Source organism: Stenotrophomonas sp. SORGH_AS_0282, assembly GCF_030818125.1.
Classification (GTDB): domain Bacteria; phylum Pseudomonadota; class Gammaproteobacteria; order Xanthomonadales; family Xanthomonadaceae; genus Stenotrophomonas; species Stenotrophomonas rhizophila_A.
Map to the genome: position 1 here is coordinate 610,849 of NZ_JAUTAB010000001.1, position 26,041 is coordinate 636,889.

The window sequence follows — 26,041 nt, forward strand, 5'->3', positions numbered from 1 at the left end:
AAGCATTTAAATTAGAGGATGCAGCAATGAGTCAGGGCAAGATCGTTCAGATCATCGGCGCCGTCGTCGACGTGGAATTCCCCCGCGAGTCGGTGCCGAAGGTGTACCACGCGCTGAAGGTGGACAACACCGAAATCACGCTGGAAGTGCAGCAGCAGCTCGGCGACGGCGTGGTCCGTTGCATCGCGCTGGGCTCCACCGACGGCCTGAAGCGCAACCTGGTGGCCACCAACACCGAACGCGCCATCTCGGTGCCGGTCGGTGCAGGCACCCTGGGCCGCATCATGGACGTGCTGGGCCGTCCGATCGACGAAGCCGGTCCGGTGACCGCCAGCGACAGCTGGGAAATCCACCGTGAAGCGCCGTCGTACGAAGACCAGTCGCCGGCCACCGAGCTGCTGGAAACCGGCATCAAGGTCATCGACCTGATGTGCCCGTTCGCCAAGGGCGGCAAGGTCGGCCTGTTCGGCGGCGCCGGCGTCGGCAAGACCGTCAACATGATGGAGCTGATCAACAACATCGCCAAGGCGCACAGCGGCCTGTCCGTGTTCGCCGGCGTGGGCGAGCGTACCCGTGAGGGCAACGACTTCTACCACGAGATGAAGGACTCCAACGTCCTGGACAAGGTCGCGATGGTGTACGGCCAGATGAACGAGCCGCCGGGCAACCGCCTGCGCGTCGCGCTGACCGGCCTGACCATGGCCGAATACTTCCGCGACGAGAAGGACGAAAACGGCAAGGGCAAGGACGTGCTGCTGTTCGTCGACAACATCTACCGCTACACCCTGGCCGGTACCGAAGTGTCGGCACTGCTGGGCCGCATGCCGTCGGCCGTGGGTTACCAGCCGACCCTGGCCGAGGAGATGGGCGTGCTGCAGGAGCGCATCACCTCGACCAAGAACGGCTCGATCACCTCGATCCAGGCCGTCTACGTGCCGGCCGATGACTTGACCGACCCGTCCCCGGCGACCACCTTCGCCCACCTGGATTCGACCGTGACCCTGTCGCGTTCGATCGCCTCGCTGGGTATCTACCCGGCGGTGGATCCGCTGGATTCGACCAGCCGCCAGATGGACCCGCTGGTCATCGGCCACGAACATTACGACACCGCCCAGCGCGTCCAGCAGACCCTGCAGAAGTACAAGGAACTGAAGGACATCATCGCCATCCTGGGCATGGACGAACTGTCCGAAGAAGACAAGCAGGCCGTTTCGCGCGCCCGCAAGATCGAGCGCTTCTTCAGCCAGCCGTTCCACGTGGCAGAAGTGTTCACCGGCTCGCCGGGCAAGTACGTGTCGCTGAAGGACACCATCCGCGGCTTCAAGGCCATCGTCGACGGCGAATACGACCACCTGCCGGAGCAGGCGTTCTACATGGTCGGCAGCATCGAAGAAGCGGTCGAGAAAGCCAAGAAGATGGCTGAGAAGGCCTGATCATGAGCACCATCCGTTGCGACATCGTCAGCGCCGAGCAGGAAATCTTCCGTGGTGAAGCGACTCTGGTCGTGGCTACGGGTGAGCTTGGCGAACTGGGCATCGCGCCCAAGCATGCCCCGCTGATCACCCGGCTCAAGCCGGGCAAGGTGGTGGTCACCACCCCGAATGGCGAACAGCTGGACTTCGCCATCTCCGGCGGCATCCTCGAGGTGCAGCCGCAGGTCGTGACCGTGCTGGCCGACACCGCGATCCGCGCGCAGGACATCGACGAAACCTCGGTCCGCAAGGCCAAGGAAGAAGCCGAGCGCATCCTGGCCAACCGTGGCGAAGCAATGGAAGTGGCCGAAGCCCAGCAGAAGCTGGCCGAAGCCGTGGTCCAGCTGCAGGCGCTGGAGCGCCTGCGCAAGACCCTCAAGCACTGACATCCAGCGCTTACCGCTGCATACGACAACGCCGGCTTCTGCCGGCGTTGTTGTTTCCGCGTGCCGGAAACGCGGCACATTGACGGCGGGCGTTCTAGAATCGCAGTCGTCACCTTTGATCACCCTCCATCCCCATGACCCAAGCCCTGCACGTCATCATCCTCGCCGCCGGCGCTGGCAAGCGCATGAAGTCGGACCTGCCCAAGGTGCTGCAGCCGATTGCCGGCCGCCCGATGCTGGCCCATGTGATCGATACCGCGCGCCAGCTGCGGCCCGACGCCATCCATGTGGTGTACGGCCACGGTGGTGAAGCGGTGCGCGCGGCGTTCGCCGACCAGCCCGACCTGCAGTGGGCCGAGCAGACCCAGCAGCTGGGCACCGGCCATGCCGTGCAGCAGGCCATGCCGCAGGTGCCCGATGCGGCCACGGTGCTGGTGCTGTACGGCGATGTGCCGCTGATCCAGGTGGATACCCTGCGCCACCTGCTGGCCCAACCGGGCCGCCTGGCCGTGCTGGTGGCCGATATGCTCAACCCGACCGGCTATGGCCGGATCGTACGCAATGCCGAAGGCAAGGTCGGCGCCATCGTCGAGCAGAAGGACGCGACCGACGAACAGCTGGCCATCCGCACCATCAACACTGGCATCATCACCGCCGAATCGACCGCGCTGCGCACCTGGTTGTCTCAGCTGTCCAACAGCAACGCGCAGGGCGAGTACTACCTGACCGACGTGTTCGCTTCGGCAGCGGCCGACTACACCCCGGCCGACATGGCCTTCGTTGCCGACGCCCAGGAAGCCGAGGGCGCCAACGATCCCTGGCAGCTGTCGCAGCTGGAACGGGCCTGGCAGCTGCGCGAAGTACGCGCCTTGTGCACGCAGGGTGCGCGCGTGATCGACCCGGCCCGGCTGGATATCCGGGGTACGGTCACGGTCGGCCGTGACGTGCAGATCGACGTCAACGTGATCCTGGAAGGCACCGTTGAACTGGGCGATGGGGTCAGCATCGGCCCGTTCACCCGGCTCAAGGACGTCAAGCTGGCCGCCGGCACGGTGGTCAAGCCGCATTGTGACCTGGACGGCGTGGTCAGCGAGGGCGCGGCCGACATCGGCCCGTTCGCGCGGCTGCGCCCGGGTACCGTGCTGGCCGACGGTTCGCACGTGGGCAACTTCGTGGAAACCAAGAAGGTGCACCTCGGCGTGGGCAGCAAGGCCAACCACCTCACCTACCTGGGTGATGCGGTGATCGGCAGCAAGGTAAACATCGGCGCCGGCACCATCACCTGCAACTACGACGGCGTGAACAAGTCGCAGACCACCATTGGCGACAACGCCTTCATCGGCTCCAACAGCTCGCTGGTGGCGCCGGTGACGATCGGGCAGGGCGCAACAATCGCGGCCGGTTCGGTGATTACCCGCAATGCACCGGAAGGCAAGTTGACCCTCGCGCGCGCGCGCCAGGAAACCATTGATGGCTGGCACCGCCCGGTGAAGAAGTAACCGGGCACCGCCTGGGCCGGCCAACGGCCGGCGCTACCGCGGCGTATCCGGAGCCCATGGTTGATTGATCCGGATCCCAATGGACCCGTAAAAATTCGTAGCGCCGGCCGTTGGCCGGCCCAGGCGAACCCATCAGCCCGGCAAAAAGATCGCCACGCACAGACCGCCCTCGCGGCGGTTCTGCAGCGACACGCGGCCACCATGCGCCTCGACGATCTCTCGGGTAAGCGCCAGGCCCAGTCCCGTGCCATTGCGCTTGGTGGAATAGAACGGCATCAGCGCGTTCTGCAGCACCGCCTCGTTCATGCCCTTGCCCCGATCCAGCACCTCGATCCGCAGCCACTGCGGCAGCCGGGTCAGGCGCAGCTCCACGTCATCATTGGGTGGCTCCGCTTCACTGCACGCTTCATGCGCGTTCTTGAGCAGGTTCAGCAGCGCCTGGCCCAGCTGGGCGATGTCCACGCGCCCCTGAAGGTCCTCGGGAATGTCCGTCATGCGGAATGGAATCTGCAGCTGCAGTCCGGCCAGGAACTGCTTCCACTGCACGTTCTGCAGCTGCGGCTGCGGCAGCTTGGCAAAGCGCGCGTAGCCGCGGATGAAGCCTTCCAGGTGCCGTGACCGGTCTTCGATGGTGGCGAACACTTCTTCCAGGCGCTCGGTCTTGCCACGCCGCACCAGCTCGCCCCCGGAATGCGCCAGCGACGCAATCGGTGCCAGCGAGTTGTTGAGTTCGTGGCTGATCACCCGGATCACCTTCTTCCAGGTCTGCACTTCCTGTCGCCGCAGCTCGGCGGTAAGCAGGCGGATCAGCAGCAGGTCGTGCGGGCGGCCGTTGAGATGGAAGCTGCGCCGCGACAGGTGGTAGACCTGCTCGTCATCGTCATCCGCCTCGTCATCCACGTCACCCGGGCCGCGCACCGCAAACAGGCTGTCGCCGCCGCGTTCGATGGCATCGCGCAGCTCCACCGGCATGGTCTCCAGTACGTTCTGCATGGCCTGGCCTTCCAGCTTCCAGCCGTTGTGCAGCAGCTTGCGCGCGGCCAGGTTGGAGAACATCACGCGCTGCACGCCATCGCCGCCGTTGGCCAGCAGCAGCATCGATACCGGCGTGTTCTGCACCATGGTGTCCAGCAAGAGTTCGCGCTGCACCAGCCCCTGGCGCTGTTCGCGCAGCACGTCACCCAGCTCGCGGTGCGCCCGGACCAGGTCGCCCAGTTCATCGTTGCCCGGCCAGTACACGCTGAAGTTGTATTCGCCATCGCGGTAGCTGCTGGTGGTGCCCGACAGCGCCCGCAGCAGCGAGCGGACCGGCGCGGTGGCACGGCGCAACGTCCACCACATCAACACCAGCAGCGCCACGGCCGACACCAGCGTCACCAGCCAGCCCTGGTCCATCCAGTACGCCAGCAGCCACGGCCCGGCCGCGGCCAGCGCCAGCACCGGCAGCAGGCGCAGGAACAGGCGGAGGGTGAACGAGGTGCGCTTCATTCGCGCGGAATACCGTAGCGGTCCATGCGGCGGTACAGCGCCTGCCGGCTCAGGCCGAGTTCGGCCGCAGCCTGGGCAATGATGCCGTGGCTGTGCGACAGCGCCGATTCGATCCGGCTGCGGTCCGGATCGGCGGCAGGCGTGGCCGCACGCGGCGGCGCCGCAACACGCGGCAGGTTCAGGTCCCCCACTTCAATACGCGGGCCTTGTGCGAGCAGGCCGGCGCGCTGGATCACGTTGCGCAGCTCGCGCACGTTGCCGGGCCACGCGTGGCGTTGCAACGCACTGGCGGCGGCATTGGACAGTGGCTTGCCATCGCCCAGGAAGCGTTCGGCCAACGGCAGGATGTCGCCCGGTCGCTCGGCCAGCGGCGGCAGTGCCAATTCAACGGTGTTGAGGCGGTAGTACAGGTCTTCGCGGAACTGGCCGTCGCGGATCATCGCCGGCAGGTCGGCGTTGGTCGCGCTGATCACGCGCACCTTGACCTGGCGCTCGCGGTTGGAGCCCAGCCGCTCGAAACGGCCGGTTTCCAGCACGCGCAGCAGCTTCATCTGCCCGCCCAGCGACAGGTTGCCGATCTCGTCCAGGAACAACGTGCCGCCATCGGCGGCTTCGAACTTGCCTTCGCGCGCCTTGTTGGCGCCGGTGTAAGCGCCGGCCTCGGTGCCGAACAGTTCAGCCTCGATCAGCTCGGACGGAATGGCGCCGCAGTTCAGCGCCACGAACGCGCCTTTGGCCACCAGCGAGTTGGCCTGGATGATCTCGGCGATCTTCTCCTTGCCTGCGCCGTTGGGCCCGGTGATCAGCACCGGCAGCTCAGAGCGCGCGACCTGGCAGGCCAGGTTCACCACGCGTTCGCTGGCCGAGTCGGCCACCACCGCGCCGCGCAGGTCGTAGCGTGCCTCCAGCGCACTCCGGTCGCGCTGCTCGCGCGCACGGCGGCGGTCAAGCTCGCGGCGGGTTTCAGACAGCTCCAGCAGGTTGTTGACCGTGGTCAGCAGCTTGCGGTCGTCCCAGGGCTTGGCCAGGTAGTCGGCCGCGCCGGCCTTGACCAGGTCCACTGCGCTGCTCAGATGGGTCCAGGCGGTGAGCAGGATCACCGGCAGGTCCGGATGGCGGGCGCGGATCTGCTGGAACAGCGCCTCGCCTTCTTCACCGGACGTCGTGTCTTCGGTGAAGTTCATGTCCTGGATGACCAGGTCCACCGGCTGCTGTTCCAGCAGCGCCAGGCCTTCGTCTGGCGACAGCGCGTGCACGGCGTCGATGTCGTGCAGCGAGAACAGGACCTCCAGCGCGGTAGCCACGCTGGCGTTGTCGTCAATGATCAGGATCGAAGGCATGCGGCAACGAAGGACCGGAAAGTAGGCAGAGAGTACCCGAGCGCCGGGCCCACCGGCAGGGTGGCCCGGAAGGCGGCTTACGGGCGTCCCGGCGGTGACGGCGGCGCCGGCGGGCGAGGCGGGGGCGGTGGCTGCACCGCGCGCCATGCTGAGGTCGGCACGCTGACTACCTGGTCGCGGCCGGCGCGGCGCACTGTGACCGGCACGCTGGCTTTGTCGCTGGCCGACAGTGCGTCGGTCAATTCGCCCACCTTGCGCACCGGCACGCCGTCCACGCGCAGGACCTGGTCGCCGGCCTGCACGCCGAAGCGGCTGGCCGGCGACGCGGCGGTAACGCTCACCGCGCCCTGTTCGGATTCGAGGGTGAGGCGCGCGCCATCCTGGCGCCAGTCCATACGCGACGACTCGGTCTGGGTGCTTTCGGCGCAGGCGGTGGTGCTGATCAGCAGCAGGGCGGCCAGCGTGAGACGGATGGGGGAAAAGGTCATGTCAGGCACTCCGGGTGGCGACGGCCGGCGGTACCGCTGCGGCGCGGTGGGCGGGCCCGAACACGGCGATCTGGCCCAGCAGCCAAAGTAGCACTGCGCCAATGGGCAGGTAGGTGATCGGCATGCGCGGCAGCTCGTAGGCACCCATCAGCCACAGGTTGATCGAGTACGCCAGCAGCATGCCCAGCACGATACCCACGGTGGCCAGCAGGAAGTTCTCGGTCTGGAAGTACCGGAGGATCTGGCCACGGGTGGCGCCCAGCGCACGCCGGATGCCGATCTGCTTGGTACGCTGCTGCACCCAGAAGCTGGCCAGGCCCACGATGCCCAACGCGGTGACCACCAGCAGCGCCACGCAGACCGTGATCAGCAGGCCGACCATCGCGCGGTCGTTCTGGAAGTACTTGGTGCGCTGTTCTTCGTAGGTGAGCTTGGCGCGCACCATGCGGCTGCTGTCCACCTTCTCCAGCGCGGCCACGGCGGCGGTGAGCACTTCCTGGCGGCGCGCCGCGTCGGTCACCCGGATCAGGTACGTGCCCATATCGTAGTTGACCCGCACCGGAAGGATCATCGAATAGCCGGTGTCGGACTCCACCGTCACCGGGCGCGCCAGTTCCTTCACCACGCCGACGATGCGTAGCGGCATGCGCCCGCTGTAGATCGTCTTGCCGATGGCCTGGCCATCCGGGAACAGCTTGGTGGCGGCCTTGCTGCTCAGGATCACCGCCGAGCCGCGTTGCTCGATGGTGGCGTCCTTCTCCACGTCTTCCAGGTTGGCGAATTCGTCGCCCTCGAAGTCGCGGCCGGCCACCAGCTGCAGGCCCATGGTATCCAGCGTACCTTCCATGGAGAAGTACTGCGCGGCGTTGAAGTTGGGGCGTTCCTGGTCGGGGATCAGCGACAGGCTGGTGTTCCAGGAGTTGCGCCGGAACGGCAGCTGGTTGATCGCCACTGCGTTCTTCACCCCGGGGATGGCGCGCAGCGCGGCCAGGTCCTCACGGGTACGGGCGGTGGCATTGACCTGCTTGCCGATGCCGCCCAGCCGCACTTCCAGCAGCTCCTGTTCGGCAATGCCGCTGGGCTGGTTGATCTTTTCCAGGCGCTGGCCGATCAGGAACAACGCGTTGCAGACGATCGCGCAGGTCAGCGCGATCTCCAGCACGATGAGTGCGGCGGCGGTCTTGTGCCGGCGCAACGTGCTCAGGATGGGTCGGATATCCATGATGTGCTCCGGATCCTTACTGCGATTTGAGTTGAATGGCGGGGGTGACCTGCATGGCGCGCAGCGCCGGCAGGAAACCGGCCAGCAGGCTGGCGGCCAGGGTCAGGCCGAAGGTGAGCAGCAGCATCTTGCCGTCCAGCGTGGCCAGCTTGGCGTAGTCCACCGGCTGCTGCCGAACTGCATACAGGCCCAGCAGGGCCAGTCCCAGGCCCAGCAAGCCACCGGCCAGGCCGACGGTGCCGGCTTCGACCAGCGACTGCAGGAAGATCTGCCCACGGCTGGCACCCAGTGCGCGGCGTACGCCGATCTCGCCGCTGCGGCGCAGGAACTTGGCCAGCAGCAGGCCCACCGTGTTGATCAGGCACACCGCCAGGAAGCCCAGTGCCAGCCACAGCTGCAGGCGTACGTCGCTGGGCACCACTTGCTTGAAGTCCAACCACTCCATTACATTGCGCAGGCGCACGTTGGACGGACGCTGGAAGCGACCGGCGGCCTTCTGCTGTGCCGAATAGTTTTCCAGGTACGCCCGGTAGTCGCCGGCGTCGGCCGGCGAGGCCAGCTCAACCCAGTACTGCATCCACACGCACGGTGCATTGAGCGCGGTTTCCTCGCCGTTGGCGTTGTCCCAGCAGTTCATGTTGCCGTTGCGGCCGAACTTAAGGTCCAGCGCGGTGAACACCGGCACGAAGATGTCTTCGCTGTCGCCGTAGCGGCCGGTTTCCAGGTCGTAGAAGTGCGGGTTGGGATTCCATTCGTCCAGCACGCCGACGATGTTGAAGGTGTGCCCATCCATGCGCAATGGCTTGCCCACGCTGTTCTGGCCGTTGAACAACTTCTCGTTCAAGGCCTTGGAGATCACCGCCACCCGGCCACGGCCTTCGTCCTGGTCGGGCTTCCAGCCCTGGCCGTACTTGAACGGCGCATCGAACATGGTGAAGAAATCGCTGGACGCATAGCGCGCATCGGTGTCGAACGGACGCAGCGTGCTGTTGTCCGGTTCCACCGTGACGCCACCACCGGTCATCAGCACCTGGTGTTTGGCCTTCTTCTCACGCAGCAGCGTTTCGCCATCGAAGCGGGTGACCTGCTCTTCGGGCTCTTCGCTGGGCTGGTAGCCGATCATCGGCCGCGGGTCGACCTGCACGTTGAACAGGCGGTCGCTCTTCTGCGGGATCGGATCGCCTGACAGCACATGGAACACGGTCAGGGTGGTCATGGAAGCACCGATGCCCAGCGCGATGGCGATCACCATCAGCGCGGTCAGCACCTTGTTGCGCCGGAAGCTGCGCAGGGCCAGTCGGAAGTAGTAGGCGAGCATGGTGGCGGGCCTCAGTCGTTGAGCGTGGCGACGGCAACGCGCGGGGTGGCCAGCACCGGTTCGCGCACCAGGTCGGTGGCCTGGCCATCGACGATGTGCACGTTGCGCTGGGCACGCGCGGCCAGTTCCGGGTCATGGGTGACCATGACGATGGTGGTGCCGGCGGCGTTGATCTCTTCCAGCAGTTCCATCACGCCACGGGCCATCTGGCTGTCCAGGTTGCCGGTCGGTTCGTCGGCCAGCAGCAGGCGCGGGCTGCCGGCCAGGGCGCGGGCGATGGCGGCGCGCTGCTGCTGGCCGCCCGACAGTTCGGAGGGGTAGTGCTTCATGCGCGAGCCCAGCCCGACCTGGCCCAGCGCGCGTTCGATGCGCTGTTTGCGTTCGCTGGCCGGCATGCCGCGGTAACGCAGCGGCACGTCGACGTTGTCGAACAGGTTGAGGTCGGAGATCAGGTTGAAACCCTGGAAGATGAAGCCGATCTTCTGGTTGCGCAGGCGGCTGCGGGCATCGTCGCCCAGCTTGCTCACGTCCTGCCCATCGAGCATGTAGGTGCCGCTGGTGAAGGTTTCCAGCAGGCCGGCGATATTGAGGAAGGTGGTCTTGCCCGAACCGGACGGGCCGGTTACCGCAACGAACTCACCCTCGCGCACGTGCAGGTCCAGCGAACGCAGGGCATGGGTTTCCACCTGTTCGGTGCGGAATACTTTGGCGACCGAGCGCATCTCGAGCATGGCTGTTTCCTTGGTTGAAGTGATGAGGGTGATCAGTTGATGGACACGGATTCGGCACCGCCGAACAGGTCAGCGCCGGAGACGACCACGCGGTCGCCCGGGCGCAGGCCGGACAGGATTTCCACTTCGCCCAGGCTGCTGACGCCCAGCCGGACCGGGCGGCGGATCGCGGTATCGCCATCCATGACGTAGGCCTGGCCGTTGCCCTGTTCCACGAACGGGCCACGCTCGACCTTGATGACATTGCGGCGGGTATCGAGCACGATCCGCGACTGCATGCGCTGGCTCTGGCGCAGGCCCTGCGGTTGTTTGTCGGTGAAGCGGATGCGGGCGTTCACTTCGCCGGCCACCACTTCGGGCGACACCGCGCTGATCTCGCCCGGGAACGGCTGGCCGTTGCCGCTGGTGAGCTGGGCCGGAATGCCGATGGACAGGTCGCGGGCGAAGCTTTCCGGCACCTTGATCTCGATCTCGAAGCGCGACAGATCGACCACGCCCAGGATCGGCGCGTTGGCCGCCACCTGGGTGTGCTGGGTGGCCTGGACCTGGCCCACCTGGCCATCGAACGGTGCGCGCAGGGTCAGCGCGTCCACCTGGCGCTGCACTTCTTCCACCACCGCGCGCTGGCGGTCGGCCAGCAGGCGCTTGTTGCGGGCATCGAGGTCCGCGCCCTGGCCCTGCAGGCGGGCGTCGGTCTGGGCGTTGGCCAGCGAGATGTCGGCCTTTTTCAGGCTGTCGTTGGCCTTGGCCAGGTCGATCTGCGGCACCGCGCCGCCGTCATAGCCGCGCTGGTAGCGCTGCAGGTCGCGTTCGGCGGCCTGGCGCTCAATGCTGGCCTGGTCGGTTTCCTTGCTGGCCTTGGCCCGGGCCAGGGTGGCATCGAGCACGGCGCGGCTGGCTTCGGCTTCCAGCCCGGCCAGGGTGGTGCGCTCCTGGGCCAGCTTGCTGCGCAGCTCGGGGCTGTCGATCACCGCCAGCTCCTGGCCCTTCTTCACCACATCGCCGGCCACCACCTTCAGGTCCACTGTACCGGCGGAGATCGCGTACAGGATCGGGCTGTTAGCGGCGATCACCCGGCCATCGGCGGCCAGGTCGCGGACCAGGTCGCCTTGCTTGACCTCGGCAATGCGCACCCGCGCGCTGTCAAAGGAGCGGCTGGACCCGAGCCAGGCGCGGGCGGCGAAGACGATCGCCAGCAGCACCACCAGCGCGGCGATGCCCGGCCACAGCCAGCGCTTCCACGGCGCGGCCGTGCCCGGGGTGGAGAGGGTCTGGTCCTGTGCGGAAGTGTCGCGGATCATCGGGCTCGTTCGCGGTTGGGTTGCGGTATACCAAGCACACCGCGTGCCAACATTGGCCCCTTTGAAAACAACAGCTTGCGAAGCGGGCGCGATTGTCCGGGTGTCCGCGGACACCGCAGCGGACACTTTTGTTAAGCGGACAGCGTCCAAGCGGTCCAGCCGCCCACGCTAGAATGGGCATTCGACAGCAGGGATCTGAATCTATGTGCGGGATTGTGGGGGCGATCGCGGATCGCGATGTGGTACCGGTACTCATCGAAGGACTGAAGCGGCTGGAATACCGGGGCTACGACTCGTCCGGCATCGCGGTACTGGACCAGACCCAGGCCCAGGCCGACGTGCGCCGCGTGCGCCGTACCGGCCGCGTGGCCGAGATGGAAAAGGCCGCCATCGCCGAAGGCTTCGACGCCACGCTCGGCATCGGCCACACCCGCTGGGCCACCCACGGCGGCGTTACCGAAGCCAACGCCCACCCGCACATCAGCCACGGCGTTGCGCTGGTGCACAACGGCATCATCGAAAACCACGAAGAGCAGCGTGAGCGCCTGCGCGGGTTGGGCTACGTGTTCGAGTCGCAGACCGACACCGAAGTCATCGCCCACCTGATGCACCACAACCTGAAGAACGGCGACAGCCTGCTGTCGGCGCTGCAGCGCACGGTCAAGGAACTGACCGGTGCCTATGCGCTGGCGGTGATGAGCCGCGCCGAGCCGGATCACTTCGTCTGCGCGCGCATGGGCTGCCCGCTGCTGGTGGGCCTGGGCCAGGGCGAGAACTTCGTGGCCTCCGACGTGTCGGCGGTGATCTCGGCCACCCGCAACGTGATTTTCCTGGAAGAGGGCGACACCGCCGACATCCGCCGCGATGGCGTGCAGGTGTATGACGAACACAACCAGCCGGTGGACCGTGGCGTGCACCAGTCGGATGTGTCGCTGGCCTCGCTGGAGCTGGGCCCGTACCGCCACTTCATGCAGAAGGAAATCCATGAACAGCCGCGCGCGCTGGGCGACACCATCGAAGCGGCGATCGACGCCGGTGGCTTCCCGGCCGAGCTGTTCGGCAAGAACGCCGAAAGCGTGCTGGCCGGCATCGAAGGCGTGCAGATCCTTGCCTGCGGTACCAGCTACTACGCCGGCCTGACCGCGCGCTACTGGATCGAATCCATCGCCGGCCTGCCGTGCAGCGTGGAGATCGCCAGCGAGTACCGCTACCGCGCCGCGTATGCCAACCCCAAGCACCTGATCGTCACCATCTCCCAGTCCGGTGAAACCCTGGACACGATGGAGGCGCTGAAGTACGCCAAATCGCTGGGCCACCTGCACACGCTGTCGATCTGCAACGTGCCGGAAAGCGCGATCCCGCGCGCCAGCGAACTGGTCTGCTACACCCGTGCCGGTGCCGAGATCGGCGTGGCCTCGACCAAGGCGTTCACCACCCAGCTGGCCGCGCTGTTCCAGCTGACCGTGGTGCTGGGCAAGCTGCACGGCCGCATCGATGCCGCGCAGGAAGCGGAGTACCTGGAGCAGCTGCGCTTCCTGCCGGGCAGCGTGCAGCATGCGCTGAACATGGAACCGCAGATCGCCATCTGGGCAGAGCGCTTCGCGCGCAAGAACAGCGCCCTGTTCCTGGGCCGCGGGTTGCATTACCCGATCGCCCTGGAAGGCGCGCTCAAGCTCAAGGAAATCACCTACATCCACGCCGAGGCCTACCCGGCCGGCGAGCTCAAGCACGGTCCGCTGGCCCTGGTCGATGAAGACATGCCGGTGGTGGTGATCGCGCCCAACGACAGCCTGCTGGAGAAGGTCAAATCCAACATGCAGGAAGTGCGCGCGCGCGGCGGCGAGCTGTTCGTGTTTGCCGACCAGGACAGCAACTTCGTCGAATCCGAAGGCGTGCATGTCATCCGCACTCCGCGCCACGCCGGCGTGCTCAGCCCGGTGGTGCACACCATCCCGGTGCAGCTGCTGGCGTACCAAACGGCATTGGCGCGCGGCACCGACGTGGACAAGCCGCGCAACCTGGCAAAGAGCGTGACGGTGGAATAGCAAGCGACCAAGGTCGGTTGCGGGTAGGGAAGGGCGACCCTGAGGGGCCGCCCTTTTTCATGGTGGTACCCGGCCCCTATACAGCTTTGTAGAGACCCGGATAGACTCCGCGACGGCGCCACAGGCCGCGACCCCCACCGCACCGACTCGCCATCCGATGTCCAACAATCGCGTGCAGGATGCACGCCACAGGGGGCTTTGTTTGAACAAGATGTTGATGCTGGGGGTGGCTGCGGCCATCACCTTGATGTCCGGCTGCGCGTCGGTTCCGATGGCTGACAAGGGGACGCTGGATGTCGCCAAGACGTTCCCCGCTCCGGAAGCGGGCAAGGCGGGCGTCTATGTGTTTCGCAACAGCGGAATAGGCCAGGCGCTCAAGAAGGATGTCCTGATCGACGGGGAGTGCCTGGGTGAGACCGCGAACAAGGTGTTCTTCTACACTCTGGTTGCGGGCGACCGCGAGCACACCTTCTCCACCGAGTCGGAGTTCTCGCCGAACGATCTGAAGCTGGTCACAGCTTCGGGCCAGAACTACTTCATCCGGCAGTCCATCAAGATGGGCGTCTTTGTGGGCGGTGCGAAGCTCGAGGCGGTGCCGGAAGCAGAAGGGCGCCGCCAGATTGCCAGCCTCAAGCTGGCTGCGCACGGCACGTGCTCGGTCAAGAAATGAATGGCTAGGTAGCGACCGGTGGTCGCTGCACCATCCCAGGCAAAGGGCGGTCCACCCGGGCCGCCCTTTGCCGTTTCTGGCGTCGGGAAAACTTTAGTCGAGTCCGCCTGCGACATTCAGCGTCGGTTCTAGTCGGAATGCCATTCTCGGGGTGTCAGCCGCTGGCTGCGTCAATCGGTCCCACCACGCAAGGCGTGTGGCTTCACCCAGTCTGCAACAGGAAAAAGAATGAACGTCCGCGAACTTCTGCAATCCAAGAAAGACTCCGTTGTCACCATCGACGTCGAAGACACGATCGGCGCCGCCGCCCACAAGATGAGCGCGCACAAGATCGCCGCGCTGGTGGTGATGAAGGATGATGTGCCGGTCCGGATCATCTCCGAGAAAGACATCGTGCGCAGCCTGGCCGACGATGGCCCCCAGGCGGGTCGCCGGGTCATCGCCACGCTTCCCTCAGCCGGCTTGGAAGGCATCGCCCCCGAGGCGACCCTGAAGCAGGCCATGGCGCTGATGACCTACTCGCGCCACCGCCACCTGATGGTGACCGAAGGCAGCAAGCTGGTGGGCATCCTGAGCCTGGGTGACATCGTCAAGAACCTGCTCAGCGAGCTGGAGCTGGAGAAGGCGGTGCTTCAGGACATCTACATGGCTGCACATTAACGGAACGCCGTAGAGCGGGGCAGAGTACCGCTCTACTGGTTCAGCGCGTGGCGGCTTCCGCGCGTTGGCGGGACTTGGCAGTGCTTTCTCGTACCAGACGCATCGCGGTTTGAGCCTTGGTGAGCTCTGGTTGAGAGAGCTGCTTCGTATCCGGCGGGAGAAACCAGCCCTTGATGCAGCCGGTGTCTCTCAAGGCAATCTGCACATGGCTATCCCTGTGAAATCCGGAGTTCGGCGCGATTTCGGGGCCTTGCCGGAAGGCGCCCCGCACGGCTTGGAACTGCTCGAGCCCGGCAACGTCCTGGCGGCTTGAATGTATGAATTGGATCACCGCTCTATCCAGTCCACGAAGTAGGATCTCTTCGTCACGTGCGTCCACCGGGACATTCAGAGGGAGTGACTGCCCAATACGAAGGTAGCCCGCCTGAAAGTTCAGGTAGGCGTTCTCGAACTCCAGACGGCCGGCCTTTGTGGTCATGTCAAGGCATCGGTGAACGCTGAAGACACACCCAACGACGGCTGGTGTCGCAATGGGTCTCGCCGTCAATCTGCGCTGCGGTTGGCTGGCCGCTGCTTCGGCAAAGGCCATCGCCCTCTCTTCATCGCCTTCGAACAGGTAGAAGCCTGGGCCGAGCCAGTCGTACTGATTGCCACTGGGCGAAGGCGACAGTCGTCCGGAAACCAGTCCGTCTCTTACCGTGACGTCGCAGCCGTGATAACCGAGCTGAAGATGTCCATCGTTCATCGGTAGCCGCGCTTCAGCTTGCCAGAAGCGGTCAAGATGCCGGACTTGCGTATGATCGCCTCCGCCTGCTCCGGCGTCATGTCATATATCCGGCGAATCCTTTCCTCGTCGCTCAAGGTCAGCAGGTCCGCGGCGCTCATCCGTACGCGTCTGCTTTCACTCCTTTCGGCAACAGAGGGCTGCTTACTGGATTTTGAAGTAGTCATGGATGCAGCATACCGTCGCGCGGCCTGCCCCACCCAGGTGCCTCCTCAACCTGTAATCGGCCAGCGTGCCGGACATGGGAAGGAGGCTGAAAAATGCACAAAAAGAACGACTTCAATCACTCAGGCACGCTGCGGATCAGCCCCTACCCATTGTCGCGAATGGCAATCGGGTGGGTTTCGACCTACCCGTGTTTGCCGGAAGGGTGGTGGGTGGGAATGTGATCCGCAAGCTTCGCCAAGTCGTCCAGCATCAGTCGATACGCATCCGCCTGCGCCGGGCCCGCGCTTTGCCGCAGTACCCACGATGGGTGGACCGTGGCGAACCCGCGCGTGCCGTCTTCCAGGGTATGCCATTGGCCACGGTCGCGACCTAGTAGGAAGCCGGGACCAAAGACGGCACGCGCTGCACTGGCGCCCAGGCAGACGATTACTTTCGGGCTCACCTGTTCAATCTCCGCCAGCAACCATGGCCGGCACGCGTTGATATGGGTGACCTGAGGTTTGGAATGGATGCGCTTCTTTCCGCGCCGCTCGTAGCGGAAGTGCTTCACCGCGTTGGTCAGGTACAGCGTGTTGCGATCGATGCCCAGTTCCTGCAGCGCACGATTCAACAGCTGCCCCGCCGGCCCGACGAAGGGGTGGCCGCTCAGGTCCTCGGAGTCCCCGGGTTGCTCGCCGACCAGCATCACCTGCGCATCGCGCGGGCCTTCGCCGAACACGGTCTGGGTGGCCGGCTCCCAGAGCGGGCAACGGCGGCAAGCGGCGGCCGCGGTGCGCAGCTCGTCGAGGGAATCGCCGTTCGCGGTTGCCGGGCCGCGCACGGGAATGTGCTGCTCGGGAATCCGCCGCTGTGGCGCCTGCGCTTCACGGTCATGCATTTCCTGCACGCGGTCACCGGCATCGCGTACCAGCGTGGGCAGCAGGCTCGCCTCCGGCAGGTGCTTCCAGTATCTGGCCGGCATTTCCTGCTGCATCATCCGCGTGTTGAGCCGGGCAGGGTTGAAGATGTTGGCGTAGTAGGTGCGCCACAGCTCTTCGCGCGCATCCTCCACCGGCGCATCCGCCTGCTTGCTGCCGGGGCCGAATGCCAGCACCTGGCCGTCCCAGCGGGCACTGCGATACGGCGTGAGGATGGCCCAGCGCATGCCGGCAAAGCGGCGCGCGAAGAACGGCGCGACCCGATCCACGATGAAGTGGTCGGGCTCGAACCAGGCGATGAAGGCATCCTCTTCGCCCGGTACTTCGCGGAAACGCACGAAGGCTTTCATCTTGTGGCTGTCGCGGCGCACCGCCTGGGCGAGGGCCATCGCACGCAGCACGTCCGGATCGGCCGGGTTGGTGAGCAGGCCACGCTCGCCGTGGGTGATCCGCCACAGCATGCGGTACAGCAGCGAGTGGCGCTGCGGATCGCGGTGGCACAGGCAGCTGGCGGCCAGTTCGAGGAACGCCTTCGGCACCGCAATGGCGGTGGCTTCAGCGTCAGGCACTGAGAGGGTGGCCAGCGCCGGCGCGTCCAGCAGCGAACCTTCACCCTCCTGCAGCCAGTCCAGCTGCTCCGGTGCGACGCGGTGCTGCAGCGCCCGCCGCGCGGCCTCACGCCAGGACTGCACCGACCACGACGGGTCGACCCGCACACTCCAGCGGTTCATGCGGCAGCGTCGGGAAACAGCGAGGCCTGGCGCGGCGGCGGTGCCAGCCGCGCGCGCAGCGCGGTGGGGTCATCCAGTGCGCGACGCGGGTGATGATCGGCCAGCTGCACGAACGGCAGCAGCTTGCTCATCGGCGCGCGCAGGCGGGCTACGTCGGCCACGCGCAGGCGGCCATGGCGGCGCGCCATCAGCACGCGTTTGACGTTGCGCACGCCCAACCCCGGCACGCGCAGCAGCATCTCCTTCGACGCCACGTTGAGATCGACCGGGAAGCGTTCAGGGTGGCGGATCGCCCAGGCCAGCTTCGGGTCGATATCCAGGTCGAGCATGCCGTTCTGGGTGGTATCGGTGATTTCCTCCACGCCATAGCCATAGAAGCGCAGCAGCCAGTCGGCCTGATACAGGCGGTGTTCGCGCGCCAGTGGCGGTGCCTGCACCGGAAGCAGCCGGCTGGCGTCGGGGATCGGGCTGAAGGCGGAGTAGTACACCCGGCGCATGCGGTAGTTGCCGTACAGGTTGTCGGCAGCACCCAGGATCTGCTGGTCGCTGGCGCCGTCGGCACCGACGATCATCTGCGTGCTTTGCCCGGCGGGTGCGAAGCGCGGTGCGCGGGCGCGTCCGGCACGCTTGGTCGGGGCGGTCGGCGCCGGTGCCGCCACCGTGGTGGGCTTGGCCTCGCTGGTAGTCCTGGCCTCCTTGGCTTCTTCGATGCGCCAACGCAGTTCACCCATCGCGCCGCGGATGGAAGGCAACGATTTCTCTGGCGCGAAGCTGCTCAAGCCCTCCTCGGTGGGCAGCTCGATGTTGATCGACAGGCGGTCGGCGTAGCGACCGGCCGCCGCCAGCAATTCGGGTGAGGCTTCCGGAATGGTCTTGAGATGGATGTAGCCGGAGAACCGGTGTTCCTCGCGCAGCTGGCGCGCCACTTCCACCATCTGCTCCATGGTGTAGTCGGCATTGCGGATGATGCCGCTGGAAAGGAACAACCCTTCGATGTAGTTGCGCTTGTAGAAATCCATGGTCAGCGCGACGACTTCGGCCACGTTGAAGCGTGCGCGCGGTACGTTGCTGGAGACCCGGTTCACACAGTACGCGCAGTCGTAGATGCAGAAGTTGGTGAGCAGAATCTTCAGCAACGAGACGCAGCGACCGTCAGGGGTGTAGCTGTGGCAGATGCCGGCGCCTTCGGTGCTGCCGATGCCGGCGGACGCGCGCGAATCCCGCCGCCCCGCGCCACTGGAGGCGCAGGACGCGTCGTACTTGGCGGCATCGGCCAGAATCGCCAGTTTGCGTATCGTCTCCATGGAGAGACGGTAGGGGCGGCCAGTCTCACGTTGTGAGACTGGCGTGGGTGGTGGCTGAAGGGTTCAGGCGCGGCCGGGTAACGACGGTACTCAGAACGTGACTTTCACCGAGTCGGCGCTGTAGGTCGCCGGGCCGTGGTACACGACCTCGATGTTGTTGCCGTCCGGATCGATCGCGAAGGCGGCGTAATAGCCCGGGTGGTAGGGGCGTTCGCCGGGGGCGCCGTTGTCCTTGCCGCCTGCGGCCAACGCCGCCTTGTGGAAGGCATCGACGGTGGCGCGGTCGCGGGCCTGGAAGGCCAGGTGGTGGCGGCCGGTCAGTTCACCGGCGGCCGCTTCGCTGTCGGCGGTGGAAATGAACAGCTCATCGGCCCAGAAATACGTATCGCCCTCGCCGGCGATGGGAATGCCGATGGTGTCGAACACGGCCTGGTAGAAGCGGCGGCTGGCCGGCAGGTCACGCACGATCAGTTGCAGGTGGTCGATGAGCCGGCCGCGGTGCAGTTCCATGGTTTCCATGCGGGTTCCTTCGGGTGGAAAGGAACGCAGGTATACCACCGGCGGTGCACGCCCGCCTTGGCAGGGCGTGCACATTGTTGAAGCCGGGGCGGTCAGCCAATCGGGGTGTTGGAGATGATCTCCACCCAATAGCCGTCCGGGTCCTTGATGAAGGCCAGGTGCTTCATGCGGCCGTCTTCCAGGCGCTTCTGGTAGGGCACCTGCAGCTCATCGAAGCGCTGGCAGGCGGCCTGGATGTCCGGCACGGAGACGCAGATGTGGCCGAAGCCGCGCGGGTCCTGGTTGCCGTCGTGGTACACGCGGCCTTCCTGGCTTTCGGTGCCATGGTTGTGGGTCAGTTCCAGCACGCCCGGAAGGCCGGCCATCCACACCCGGCGGGCGTCGTCGCCCTCGGGGATGGACGTGCCCGCCGGCAGCAGGGCCAGGAAGTACAGGCTGAACTGCGCCTCGGGGAAATCGCGCTGGTCGAGCAGGCGGAAGCCGAGCACGCGGGTGTAGAAGTCCAGCGAGGCGGCGGCGTCCTTGACGCGCAGCATGGTGTGGTTGAACACGAAGCCGGTGGTTTCGGCCGGCGGCTGGGCGGCAACGCCCGGCTGGGACTGCAGGGAGGCAAGGCTCATGGAAGATCCTGTGGGGGTGCCGCGCAATGCGGCTGGCCGTTCATTTTAGCGGGGCGGCGGCAAGGGGACGTAGAATGCTGCATCTTCCTGGCCCGTCGTCGACATGTCGCAGCGTGAATGGGTGGCCGCCGCCATCCGCAAGATCGAAGCCGATTTCAACCGTTCGGCCGATACCCACCTCATTCCGATGGACCTGCCGGGCCACCCGGGCATCGAGCTGTACTTCAAGGATGAATCCAGCCATCCCACCGGCAGCCTGAAGCACCGCCTGGCGCGCTCGCTGTTCCTGTACGCACTGGCCAACGGCTGGCTGCGCGAAGGGCGCCCGGTGATCGAGGCGTCCAGCGGCTCCACCGCGGTGTCCGAAGCCTACTTCGCGCGCCTGCTGGGCCTGCCATTCATTGCCGTGATGCCGGCCACCACCTCGCCGGAAAAGATCGCCGCCATCGAATTCCATGGCGGGCGCTGCCACCTGGTGGAGCGCGCCTGCGACCTGAACTGCGATTCGGAAAAGCTGGCCCGCGAAACCGGCGGCCACTTCATGGACCAGTTCACCTACGCCGAGCGCGCCACCGACTGGCGTGCCAACAACAACATCGCCGAATCCATCTTCAAGCAGATGGCCGAAGAGCCGCATCCGGTGCCGGAATGGATCGTGTGCAGCCCCGGCACCGGCGGTACCGCCGCCACGCTGGGTCGTTATGTCAGCTACCGCCGGCATGACACCCGCATCCTGTGCGCGGACCCGGAAGTGTCGGTGTTCTTCGACGGCTACCGCGCGGCCCTGGCCGGTGAACCGTGGCGCGAGCTTACCTGCAGCGGTGGTTCGCGGGTGGAAGGCATCGGCCGCCCACGAGTGGAATCGAGCTTCATCCCGACCAGCGTGGATGCGATGGTCAAGGTGCCCGACGCGCTGAGCCTGGCGGCCATGCGCCATGTCAGCCGCCAGCTGGGGCGCCGGGTCGGCGGCTCCACCGGTACCAATTTCATCGGCGTGCTGCACGCGGCCGAACGCATGCGCGCGGCCGGCCGCAGCGGTTCGATCGTGACGATCCTGTGCGACAGCGGCGAACGCTATGCGCACAGCTACTACAACCCGGACTGGTACCCGCGGCAGGGCATCGACGTGGAGCAGGCCGATGCGGTGATCGCCGCGGCCGTGGCCGGGCAGGGCCTGCCGGAGCTGCCCAACGCCGCGCTGGAAGCCCTGTACTGAGTACCGCAGGCGGGTGAACGGCCACGAACCCGTGGCCGGCGGGGCTTGTGCAGCGCCGGGTCCGGTGCCATATCGTGGGAAACGCCGGCGTGCCGGCCCCGCTGTCTGGAGACCCCTGTGACCCCTGCCAATCCCCTGCTCGATTTTTCCGGCCTGCCCCGTTTCGATGCGATCCAGCCCGAGCACATCGGGCCGGCCATCGACACCTTGCTGGCGCAGGCCGAAGCGGCGGTGAAAGCCGCTGAAACCGTGCAGCCGGTCAGCTGGGCCAGCTTCGTCGAGCCGCTGGACGATGCCACCGAACGCCTGTGGCGCGCCTGGGGCCAGGTCGGTCACCTGCAGGCGGTGGTGAACACCCCGGCGCTGCGCGAGGCCTACAACAGCAACCTGCCGAAGGTGACCCGCTTTGGCAGCGCGCTCGGCCAGAACCTGGCGCTGTTCGAGCAGTACCGCGCGCTCGCCGCCACGCCGGAAGCGACGCAGTACGACCCGGCCCGGCGCAAGGTGCTGGACAATGCACTGCGCGATTTCCGCCTGGGCGGCGCCGAGCTGGACGAGGCCGGCAAGGCGCGTTACAGCGCGATCCGCGAAGAACTGTCGGCGCTGTCGGCCACGTTCTCGCAGAACGTGCTCGATGCTACCGATGCGTGGTCGCTGCACGTGGAAGACCGCAGCGAACTGGCCGGCCTGCCCGACGATGTGGTCGCCGCTGCGCGCGCCGCCGCGGAGAAGGAGGGTCTTCCAGGCTGGAAGCTGACCCTGCAGATGCCGTGCTACCTGCCAGTGCAGACCTATGCAGAACACCGCCCGCTGCGCGAGACGCTGTACCGCGCCAACGCGCTGCGTGCCTCCGAGTTCGGCGATCCCAAGCTGGACAACAGCGCGCACATCGATCGCGTGCTGGCGCTGCGCGCCGAGCTGGCGACCCTGCTGGGCTTTGCCAACTACGCCGAGTACTCCATTGCCACCAAGATGGCCGACGACGCGCCGCAGGTGCTGGGTTTCCTGCGCGACCTGGCAGCGCGTGCGAAACCCTACGCGCAGCGCGACCGCGCCGAGCTGGACGCATTCGCACGCGACGAACTGGGCCTGCCTGCGTTGGAAGCGTGGGACCTCGCCTTTGCCTCCGAGAAACTGAAGCAGGCGCGTTACAGCTATTCCGAGCAGGAAGTGAAGCAGTACTTCACCGAGCCGAAGGTGCTGGAGGGTTTGTTCAGCGTCATCCACGGCCTTTATGGCCTGCAGGTGCAGCCCGACCAGGCGCCGGTGTGGCATCCGGACGTGCGCTTCTTCCGCCTGGTCGATGCGCAGGGCGCGCTGGTCGGCCAGTTCTACCTGGACCTGTACGCGCGTGAAGGCAAACGCGGCGGCGCGTGGATGGACGACTGCCGCAACCGCCGTGATACCGCGCAGGGCGTGCAGACGCCGCTGGTGTATCTGGTGTGCAACTTCGGCAAGGGAGCCGATGACAAGGCCTCGACCTTCAGCCACGACGAGGTGACCACGCTGTTCCATGAAATGGGCCATGGCCTGCACCAGCTGCTGACCCGCATCGGCGAGCTGGGCGTGGCCGGCATCAATGGCGTGGAATGGGATGCGGTGGAGCTGCCCAGCCAGTTCATGGAGAATTTCTGCTGGGAATGGGACCGCGTGCAGGCCATGACGGCGCATGTGGACAGCGGCGAGCCGCTGCCGCGCGCGCTGTTTGACCGGATGCTGGCCGCGCGCAATTTCCAGAGCGGCATGTTCACCGTGCGCCAGCTGGAGTTCGCGCTGTTCGACATGCAGCTGCACAGCAGTTTCGATCCGATGCAGGACAGCGTGCTGCAACTGCTGGAACGCGTGCGCGACGAAGTGGCGGTCAACCGCCCGCCGGAATGGAACCGCTTCCCGCACCAGTTCAGCCACATTTTCGCGGGTGGGTATGCGGCGGGCTACTACAGCTACAAGTGGGCCGAGGTGCTCAGCGCCGATGCGTACGCCGCATTCGAGGAAGCGCCGGAGCAGGTGGCCGAAACGGGCAGGCGCTTCCGCGATGAAGTGTTGTCACGGGGCGGCAGCCGGAGTGCAGCGGAGAATTTCGCGGCGTTCCGCGGGCGTGCGCCGAACGTGGACGCGTTGCTGCGTCACAACGGCATGGCCGGTTGATGCGATGGGTACCGACCAACGGTCGGTACCTACCGGTACGACCGTTGGTGCGCACGCACCATTGATCCGGGTAGGTGCCGACCGTTGGTCGGCAAGGCGGTGAATCACTCGGCGTAGATCATCGTGCGGCTCATGCCGCCATCGACGATGTGGTCCTGTCCGGTGATGAAGCCGGACAGGTCCGAGAGCAGGAACACCGCTAGCGCACCGATGTCTTCCGGCTGGCCGACGCGCCCCACCGCATGCTGGGCATGGTCGCGGCGCGACAGCTTCGGCGTGCGCCGCCGTGCCGGGGCCTGCCAGGCATCGGTGGTGATCCACCCGGGGCTGATGCTGTTGACCCGCACATCGGGCCCGCTGCTGATCGCCAGCGCGTGGGTAAACGCCACCAGCCCGCCCTTCGCCGCCGCATAGGCTTCGCTGTCCGGCTCGGACTGCCAGGCGCGGGTGGAGGCGATGTTGATGATCGCCCCGCCGGCCTGCGCACGCAGCGCTGGCAGTGCGTGCTTGCTGCACAGGAACGCCCCGTGCAGGCTGGACAGGCGGCGCTGCCATTCGGCCAACGTCATGTCAGCCAACGGCGCCCCATGCGCGCTGGCGATGCCGGCGTTGTTGACCAGCCCATCAATCCGCCCGAAACGCTTCAGCGTGGCCTTGACCAGCGCCTGCACGCTGCGTTCGCTGGCGACATCCGCGCGCTGGAACGCGGCGCGCTCCGGCAGTGCCCATTCCTTCAAACAGGCGCGGCCGGCGTCGGCGTCCAGGTCGGCGATCATCACGCTGCCGCCGGCGCCCAGCACCGCCTGCGCGATGCCCCGGCCCACGCCCTGCGCGCCACCGGTGACGATCACGACGCGGTCGCGCAGCGGTAGCGCGGGCCAGTCGGAAATGGCCGGGGTCAGTGGCACCGGGGGGTGTCCTTGCGGCCGAGCAGGCGGGTCCAGCCTTCAATGCCCAGCTTGTCGAGGGTTTCAATGTTGCGTTCGACGATCACGTCCGGGTCCGGGAAGGCGGCCACGGCGCGTTCCACGCTGTCTTCGCGCAGCAGGTGCAGGGTCGGGTAGGGCGCGCGGTTGGTGTAGTTGCTCACGTCATCCGGCGCGACCCCGGCGAACTGGTACTGCGGGTGGAAGCTGGCCACCTGCAGGATGCCCTGCAGGTCCAAGGCTTCGATCGCCGCATCGGCGTTGTCGAGGAAGTCGTTGTAATCCAGGAAATCGGTCAGCACGTCCGGGTGCACGATCAGCGTGGTGTCGATCTGCTCGGCCGGGGTGTCGCGCAGCAGCACCAGCTCCTCGGCGAGTTCTTCCACCAGTGCTTCGACGGTGGTGGCGTCGCTGAGCACGAAGCGCACCTGGTCCTTTACGTACACCGCCTTGGCGAACGGGCACAGGTTCAGGCCGATGACGATCTGCTCCAGCCAACGCCGGGTTTCCGCGATGGGATCGCTGCCGTCCGGCGCGGTGTCGGCGATGAGGGGCATGTCATTCATGGGCAATCAGTCGCGGAAATTGTCGAACTGGAGCGGGACCTCGAACGTTCCCTTTTTCAGCAGGGCCATCACGTCCTGCAGGTCGTCGCGCTTCTTGCCGGTCACGCGCAGCTTGTCGCCGTTGATCTGGCTGTCGACCTTGAGCTTGGCTTCCTTGATTGCCGCAGCGATCTTCTTGGCGACCTTCTGTTCGATGCCCTGTTTCACGGTGATCTTCTGGCGGGCGCCGGCGAGGTTGGTTTCGATATCACCGAATTCCAGGCAGGCGGCATCGATCTTCCGCGCGGTCAGGCGCTGGCGCAGGATGTCGGTCATCTGCTGCAGCTGGAAGTCGCTGGGCGCGGACTGGCTGATGACGCTGTCTTCCAGCACGAACTTGGCATCCACGCCCTTGAAATCGAAGCGGGTGGACAGCTCCCGGTTGGCCTGGTCGACCGCATTGGTCAGTTCGTGGATGTCGACTTCGGAAACGACGTCAAAAGAGGGCATGGGGCAAACTCCTGCAGGTGAAGCCGCCATTCTAACAACCCCCGCATGGACGTCCCGGCAAGGGCGGTGATAATGGGCCATGGAATCCCAACGCACCCCCACCCGTGCCGTCGCCTGGATGCTCATGGCCGTGGCCTGCTTCTCGCTGATGGATGCGGGCATGAAGCAGTTGTCCTCCAGCTACCCGACCCTGCAGGTCACCTTCCTGCGTGGCGCGGCGTCGCTGCCGTTCGTGCTGGTCTGGGTGCTGGCCACGGCCGGCCCGCGCTCGTTGATTCCGGTCCGGTGGGGCCTGCACCTGCTGCGCGGGCTGCTCGGCATGGCCATGATCGGGTGCTTCGTGTTCGCCCTGCGCAGCCTGCCGCTGTCCACCGCCTACACCATCTATTTCGTGGCGCCGCTGCTGATCGCCGCGCTGTCGGTGCCGCTGCTCGGTGAATACGTCGGGCCCCGCCGCTGGATCGCCATCGGCATCGGCCTGGTCGGGGTGCTGGTGGTGCTGCGTCCCGGCGTGGATGGCTTCATTTCCATTCCGGGCCTGATGGTGCTGCTGGCGGCCACCGCCTATGCGGTCGCGGCGATCACCGTAAGCATGCTGACCCGCACCGATACGCCGCAGTCGATGGTGGTCTGGTTCCTGGTGATCCTGGCGCTGGGCGCCGGGTTGCTGGCGATCCCGGACTGGCAGCCGCTGCAGTTGCGCCATGGCTGGCTGATCGCCGGCATGGGCCTGGCCGGGGCGGGTGGCCAGGTGGCGCTGACGCGGGCCTTCCAGCTGGGCGAGGCCTCGCTGATCGCCCCGCTGGAATACACCGGGCTGGTCTGGGTGATCGGCTGGGACCTGTTGTTCTGGGGCGTGCTGCCGGACCGCTTCACCTGGCTGGGCGCGGCGATCATCGTGGCCTCCGGGCTGTACCTGCTGCACCGCGAGCGGGTCCGCCAGGTGCGGGCGCCGCAGCCGCTGGACCACCCCTGAGCGCCGCCGGGCGGGCGATGACGCCGCCTTATAATCAAACGGAATATGATTCGCTGC

General features: G+C 66.3%; 25 protein-coding genes. 9 read left to right on the forward strand and 16 right to left on the reverse strand.

Annotation, left to right across the window (positions count from 1 at the left end):
- The first annotated feature begins 26 nt into the window (after positions 1–26).
- The 3 genes from atpD (at position 27) to glmU (ending at position 3,357) form a co-directional block, all read left to right on the forward strand.
- Positions 27–1,433, forward strand: a complete 1,407-nt coding sequence (gene atpD, locus QE395_RS02650) for a F0F1 ATP synthase subunit beta (protein WP_068854097.1) — start codon at positions 27–29, stop codon at positions 1,431–1,433.
- A 2-nt stretch (positions 1,434–1,435) separates the two neighbouring features.
- A complete protein-coding gene (locus QE395_RS02655; protein ID WP_068854096.1) occupies positions 1,436–1,858 on the forward strand; it encodes a F0F1 ATP synthase subunit epsilon in 423 nt (140 codons plus the stop codon).
- A gap of 134 nt (positions 1,859–1,992) precedes the next feature.
- Positions 1,993–3,357, forward strand: a complete 1,365-nt coding sequence (glmU, locus tag QE395_RS02660) for a bifunctional UDP-N-acetylglucosamine diphosphorylase/glucosamine-1-phosphate N-acetyltransferase GlmU (RefSeq protein ID WP_095363003.1) — start codon at positions 1,993–1,995, stop codon at positions 3,355–3,357.
- A 132-nt stretch (positions 3,358–3,489) separates the two neighbouring features.
- Here the strand turns inward: glmU and QE395_RS02665 are convergent, their stop codons facing one another.
- From QE395_RS02665 to QE395_RS02695, 7 genes are all read right to left on the reverse strand, one after another.
- Positions 3,490–4,845, reverse strand: coding sequence for a HAMP domain-containing sensor histidine kinase (locus QE395_RS02665; protein ID WP_249833157.1), 1,356 nt, complete (start codon positions 4,843–4,845; stop codon positions 3,490–3,492).
- Complete coding sequence (locus QE395_RS02670; protein ID WP_249833156.1) at positions 4,842–6,185, reverse strand: sigma-54 dependent transcriptional regulator; 1,344 nt, start codon at positions 6,183–6,185, stop codon at positions 4,842–4,844. Before QE395_RS02670 ends, QE395_RS02665 begins: the two co-directional genes overlap by 4 nt.
- Before the next feature lie 77 nt (positions 6,186–6,262).
- On the reverse strand, positions 6,263–6,673 hold the full coding sequence (locus QE395_RS02675; protein ID WP_249833155.1) for a PDZ domain-containing protein: 411 nt from the start codon (positions 6,671–6,673) through the stop codon (positions 6,263–6,265).
- 1 nt (position 6,674) lies between these two features.
- A complete protein-coding gene (locus QE395_RS02680; RefSeq protein ID WP_249833154.1) occupies positions 6,675–7,895 on the reverse strand; it encodes an FtsX-like permease family protein in 1,221 nt (406 codons plus the stop codon).
- A gap of 16 nt (positions 7,896–7,911) precedes the next feature.
- Positions 7,912–9,213 (reverse strand): ABC transporter permease, encoded by a 1,302-nt coding sequence (locus QE395_RS02685; RefSeq protein ID WP_249833153.1) that lies wholly within the window; start codon positions 9,211–9,213, stop codon positions 7,912–7,914.
- A gap of 11 nt (positions 9,214–9,224) precedes the next feature.
- The gene (locus QE395_RS02690) at positions 9,225–9,944 is read right to left on the reverse strand and encodes an ABC transporter ATP-binding protein (protein WP_068854090.1); all 720 of its coding nucleotides are present in this window, start codon (positions 9,942–9,944) and stop codon (positions 9,225–9,227) included.
- A gap of 32 nt (positions 9,945–9,976) precedes the next feature.
- Complete coding sequence (locus tag QE395_RS02695) at positions 9,977–11,245, reverse strand: efflux RND transporter periplasmic adaptor subunit (protein WP_306987486.1); 1,269 nt, start codon at positions 11,243–11,245, stop codon at positions 9,977–9,979.
- A gap of 203 nt (positions 11,246–11,448) precedes the next feature.
- Between QE395_RS02695 and glmS the strand changes: the two genes are divergently transcribed.
- From glmS to QE395_RS02710, 3 genes are all read left to right on the forward strand, one after another.
- On the forward strand, positions 11,449–13,290 hold the full coding sequence (gene glmS / locus QE395_RS02700) for a glutamine--fructose-6-phosphate transaminase (isomerizing) (protein WP_306987487.1): 1,842 nt from the start codon (positions 11,449–11,451) through the stop codon (positions 13,288–13,290).
- A gap of 211 nt (positions 13,291–13,501) precedes the next feature.
- On the forward strand, positions 13,502–13,960 hold the full coding sequence (locus QE395_RS02705) for a DUF2846 domain-containing protein (RefSeq protein ID WP_095363106.1): 459 nt from the start codon (positions 13,502–13,504) through the stop codon (positions 13,958–13,960).
- Between the two features lie 228 nt (positions 13,961–14,188).
- The gene (locus QE395_RS02710; RefSeq protein WP_095362998.1) at positions 14,189–14,620 is read left to right on the forward strand and encodes a CBS domain-containing protein; all 432 of its coding nucleotides are present in this window, start codon (positions 14,189–14,191) and stop codon (positions 14,618–14,620) included.
- A gap of 40 nt (positions 14,621–14,660) precedes the next feature.
- Here QE395_RS02710 and QE395_RS02715 read toward each other — a convergent pair whose 3' ends face one another.
- The 6 genes from QE395_RS02715 to gloA form a co-directional block, all read right to left on the reverse strand.
- A complete protein-coding gene (locus QE395_RS02715) occupies positions 14,661–15,365 on the reverse strand; it encodes a hypothetical protein (RefSeq protein ID WP_306987488.1) in 705 nt (234 codons plus the stop codon).
- Positions 15,362–15,505 (reverse strand): hypothetical protein, encoded by a 144-nt coding sequence (locus QE395_RS02720; RefSeq protein ID WP_249833151.1) that lies wholly within the window; start codon positions 15,503–15,505, stop codon positions 15,362–15,364. Before QE395_RS02720 ends, QE395_RS02715 begins: the two co-directional genes overlap by 4 nt.
- Positions 15,506–15,753: 248 nt before the next feature.
- Entirely contained in the window at positions 15,754–17,220 is a 1,467-nt protein-coding gene (locus tag QE395_RS02725) for a UdgX family uracil-DNA binding protein (RefSeq protein WP_306987489.1), read from the reverse strand.
- Positions 17,217–18,524, reverse strand: coding sequence for a putative DNA modification/repair radical SAM protein (locus QE395_RS02730; RefSeq protein WP_306987490.1), 1,308 nt, complete (start codon positions 18,522–18,524; stop codon positions 17,217–17,219). The genes QE395_RS02725 and QE395_RS02730 overlap by 4 nt, the downstream gene beginning before the upstream one ends.
- A gap of 90 nt (positions 18,525–18,614) precedes the next feature.
- Positions 18,615–19,043 carry a VOC family protein gene (locus tag QE395_RS02735; RefSeq protein ID WP_068854082.1) on the reverse strand — a complete coding sequence of 143 codons (429 nt, stop codon included), beginning with the start codon at positions 19,041–19,043 and terminating at the stop codon, positions 18,615–18,617.
- A 92-nt stretch (positions 19,044–19,135) separates the two neighbouring features.
- Entirely contained in the window at positions 19,136–19,663 is a 528-nt protein-coding gene (gloA, locus tag QE395_RS02740) for a lactoylglutathione lyase (protein WP_249833148.1), read from the reverse strand.
- A 103-nt stretch (positions 19,664–19,766) separates the two neighbouring features.
- Here gloA and QE395_RS02745 point away from each other — a divergent pair, with 103 nt between their 5' ends.
- Positions 19,767–20,879, forward strand: a complete 1,113-nt coding sequence (locus tag QE395_RS02745; RefSeq protein ID WP_093534005.1) for a PLP-dependent cysteine synthase family protein — start codon at positions 19,767–19,769, stop codon at positions 20,877–20,879.
- Between the two features lie 117 nt (positions 20,880–20,996).
- Positions 20,997–23,027 carry a M3 family metallopeptidase gene (locus QE395_RS02750; RefSeq protein ID WP_306987492.1) on the forward strand — a complete coding sequence of 677 codons (2,031 nt, stop codon included), beginning with the start codon at positions 20,997–20,999 and terminating at the stop codon, positions 23,025–23,027.
- A gap of 104 nt (positions 23,028–23,131) precedes the next feature.
- On the opposite strand, the gene QE395_RS02755 is transcribed toward QE395_RS02750, so the two are convergent.
- The 3 genes from QE395_RS02755 to QE395_RS02765 are packed head-to-tail and all read right to left on the reverse strand — an operon-like array spanning position 23,132 to position 25,008.
- Positions 23,132–23,935 carry an SDR family oxidoreductase gene (locus QE395_RS02755; RefSeq protein ID WP_306987493.1) on the reverse strand — a complete coding sequence of 268 codons (804 nt, stop codon included), beginning with the start codon at positions 23,933–23,935 and terminating at the stop codon, positions 23,132–23,134.
- Positions 23,926–24,519: a DUF1415 domain-containing protein gene (locus tag QE395_RS02760; RefSeq protein ID WP_095362992.1), complete on the reverse strand. Its 594-nt coding sequence runs from the start codon at positions 24,517–24,519 to the stop codon at positions 23,926–23,928. Before QE395_RS02760 ends, QE395_RS02755 begins: the two co-directional genes overlap by 10 nt.
- A gap of 6 nt (positions 24,520–24,525) precedes the next feature.
- Positions 24,526–25,008, reverse strand: coding sequence for a YajQ family cyclic di-GMP-binding protein (locus QE395_RS02765; RefSeq protein ID WP_095362991.1), 483 nt, complete (start codon positions 25,006–25,008; stop codon positions 24,526–24,528).
- A gap of 79 nt (positions 25,009–25,087) precedes the next feature.
- On the opposite strand from QE395_RS02765, the gene QE395_RS02770 reads away from it, so the two are divergent.
- Complete coding sequence (locus tag QE395_RS02770) at positions 25,088–25,984, forward strand: DMT family transporter (RefSeq protein WP_095362990.1); 897 nt, start codon at positions 25,088–25,090, stop codon at positions 25,982–25,984.
- The last annotated feature ends 57 nt before the right edge of the window (positions 25,985–26,041 follow it).

What these genes read in the sequence shown, in the direction of transcription:
- QE395_RS02695 (WP_306987486.1), bottom strand. Translation starts at nt 11,245, where the DNA reads ATGATCCGCGACACTTCCGCACAGGACCAGACCCTCTCCACCCCGGGC.
- QE395_RS02675 (WP_249833155.1), bottom strand. Translation starts at nt 6,673, where the DNA reads ATGACCTTTTCCCCCATCCGTCTCACGCTGGCCGCCCTGCTGCTGATC.
- glmS (WP_306987487.1), top strand. Translation starts at nt 11,449, where the DNA reads ATGTGCGGGATTGTGGGGGCGATCGCGGATCGCGATGTGGTACCGGTA.
- QE395_RS02690 (WP_068854090.1), bottom strand. Translation starts at nt 9,944, where the DNA reads ATGCTCGAGATGCGCTCGGTCGCCAAAGTATTCCGCACCGAACAGGTG.
- QE395_RS02720 (WP_249833151.1), bottom strand. Translation starts at nt 15,505, where the DNA reads ATGAGCGCCGCGGACCTGCTGACCTTGAGCGACGAGGAAAGGATTCGC.
- gloA (WP_249833148.1), bottom strand. Translation starts at nt 19,663, where the DNA reads ATGAGCCTTGCCTCCCTGCAGTCCCAGCCGGGCGTTGCCGCCCAGCCG.
- QE395_RS02665 (WP_249833157.1), bottom strand. Translation starts at nt 4,845, where the DNA reads ATGAAGCGCACCTCGTTCACCCTCCGCCTGTTCCTGCGCCTGCTGCCG.
- QE395_RS02765 (WP_095362991.1), bottom strand. Translation starts at nt 25,008, where the DNA reads ATGCCCTCTTTTGACGTCGTTTCCGAAGTCGACATCCACGAACTGACC.
- QE395_RS02705 (WP_095363106.1), top strand. Translation starts at nt 13,502, where the DNA reads ATGTTGATGCTGGGGGTGGCTGCGGCCATCACCTTGATGTCCGGCTGC.
- QE395_RS02725 (WP_306987489.1), bottom strand. Translation starts at nt 17,220, where the DNA reads ATGAACCGCTGGAGTGTGCGGGTCGACCCGTCGTGGTCGGTGCAGTCC.
- QE395_RS02760 (WP_095362992.1), bottom strand. Translation starts at nt 24,519, where the DNA reads ATGAATGACATGCCCCTCATCGCCGACACCGCGCCGGACGGCAGCGAT.
- QE395_RS02745 (WP_093534005.1), top strand. Translation starts at nt 19,767, where the DNA reads ATGTCGCAGCGTGAATGGGTGGCCGCCGCCATCCGCAAGATCGAAGCC.
- QE395_RS02655 (WP_068854096.1), top strand. Translation starts at nt 1,436, where the DNA reads ATGAGCACCATCCGTTGCGACATCGTCAGCGCCGAGCAGGAAATCTTC.
- QE395_RS02715 (WP_306987488.1), bottom strand. Translation starts at nt 15,365, where the DNA reads ATGAACGATGGACATCTTCAGCTCGGTTATCACGGCTGCGACGTCACG.
- QE395_RS02685 (WP_249833153.1), bottom strand. Translation starts at nt 9,213, where the DNA reads ATGCTCGCCTACTACTTCCGACTGGCCCTGCGCAGCTTCCGGCGCAAC.
- QE395_RS02730 (WP_306987490.1), bottom strand. Translation starts at nt 18,524, where the DNA reads ATGGAGACGATACGCAAACTGGCGATTCTGGCCGATGCCGCCAAGTAC.
- QE395_RS02735 (WP_068854082.1), bottom strand. Translation starts at nt 19,043, where the DNA reads ATGGAAACCATGGAACTGCACCGCGGCCGGCTCATCGACCACCTGCAA.
- QE395_RS02710 (WP_095362998.1), top strand. Translation starts at nt 14,189, where the DNA reads ATGAACGTCCGCGAACTTCTGCAATCCAAGAAAGACTCCGTTGTCACC.
- glmU (WP_095363003.1), top strand. Translation starts at nt 1,993, where the DNA reads ATGACCCAAGCCCTGCACGTCATCATCCTCGCCGCCGGCGCTGGCAAG.
- atpD (WP_068854097.1), top strand. Translation starts at nt 27, where the DNA reads ATGAGTCAGGGCAAGATCGTTCAGATCATCGGCGCCGTCGTCGACGTG.
- QE395_RS02680 (WP_249833154.1), bottom strand. Translation starts at nt 7,895, where the DNA reads ATGGATATCCGACCCATCCTGAGCACGTTGCGCCGGCACAAGACCGCC.
- QE395_RS02670 (WP_249833156.1), bottom strand. Translation starts at nt 6,185, where the DNA reads ATGCCTTCGATCCTGATCATTGACGACAACGCCAGCGTGGCTACCGCG.
- QE395_RS02770 (WP_095362990.1), top strand. Translation starts at nt 25,088, where the DNA reads ATGGAATCCCAACGCACCCCCACCCGTGCCGTCGCCTGGATGCTCATG.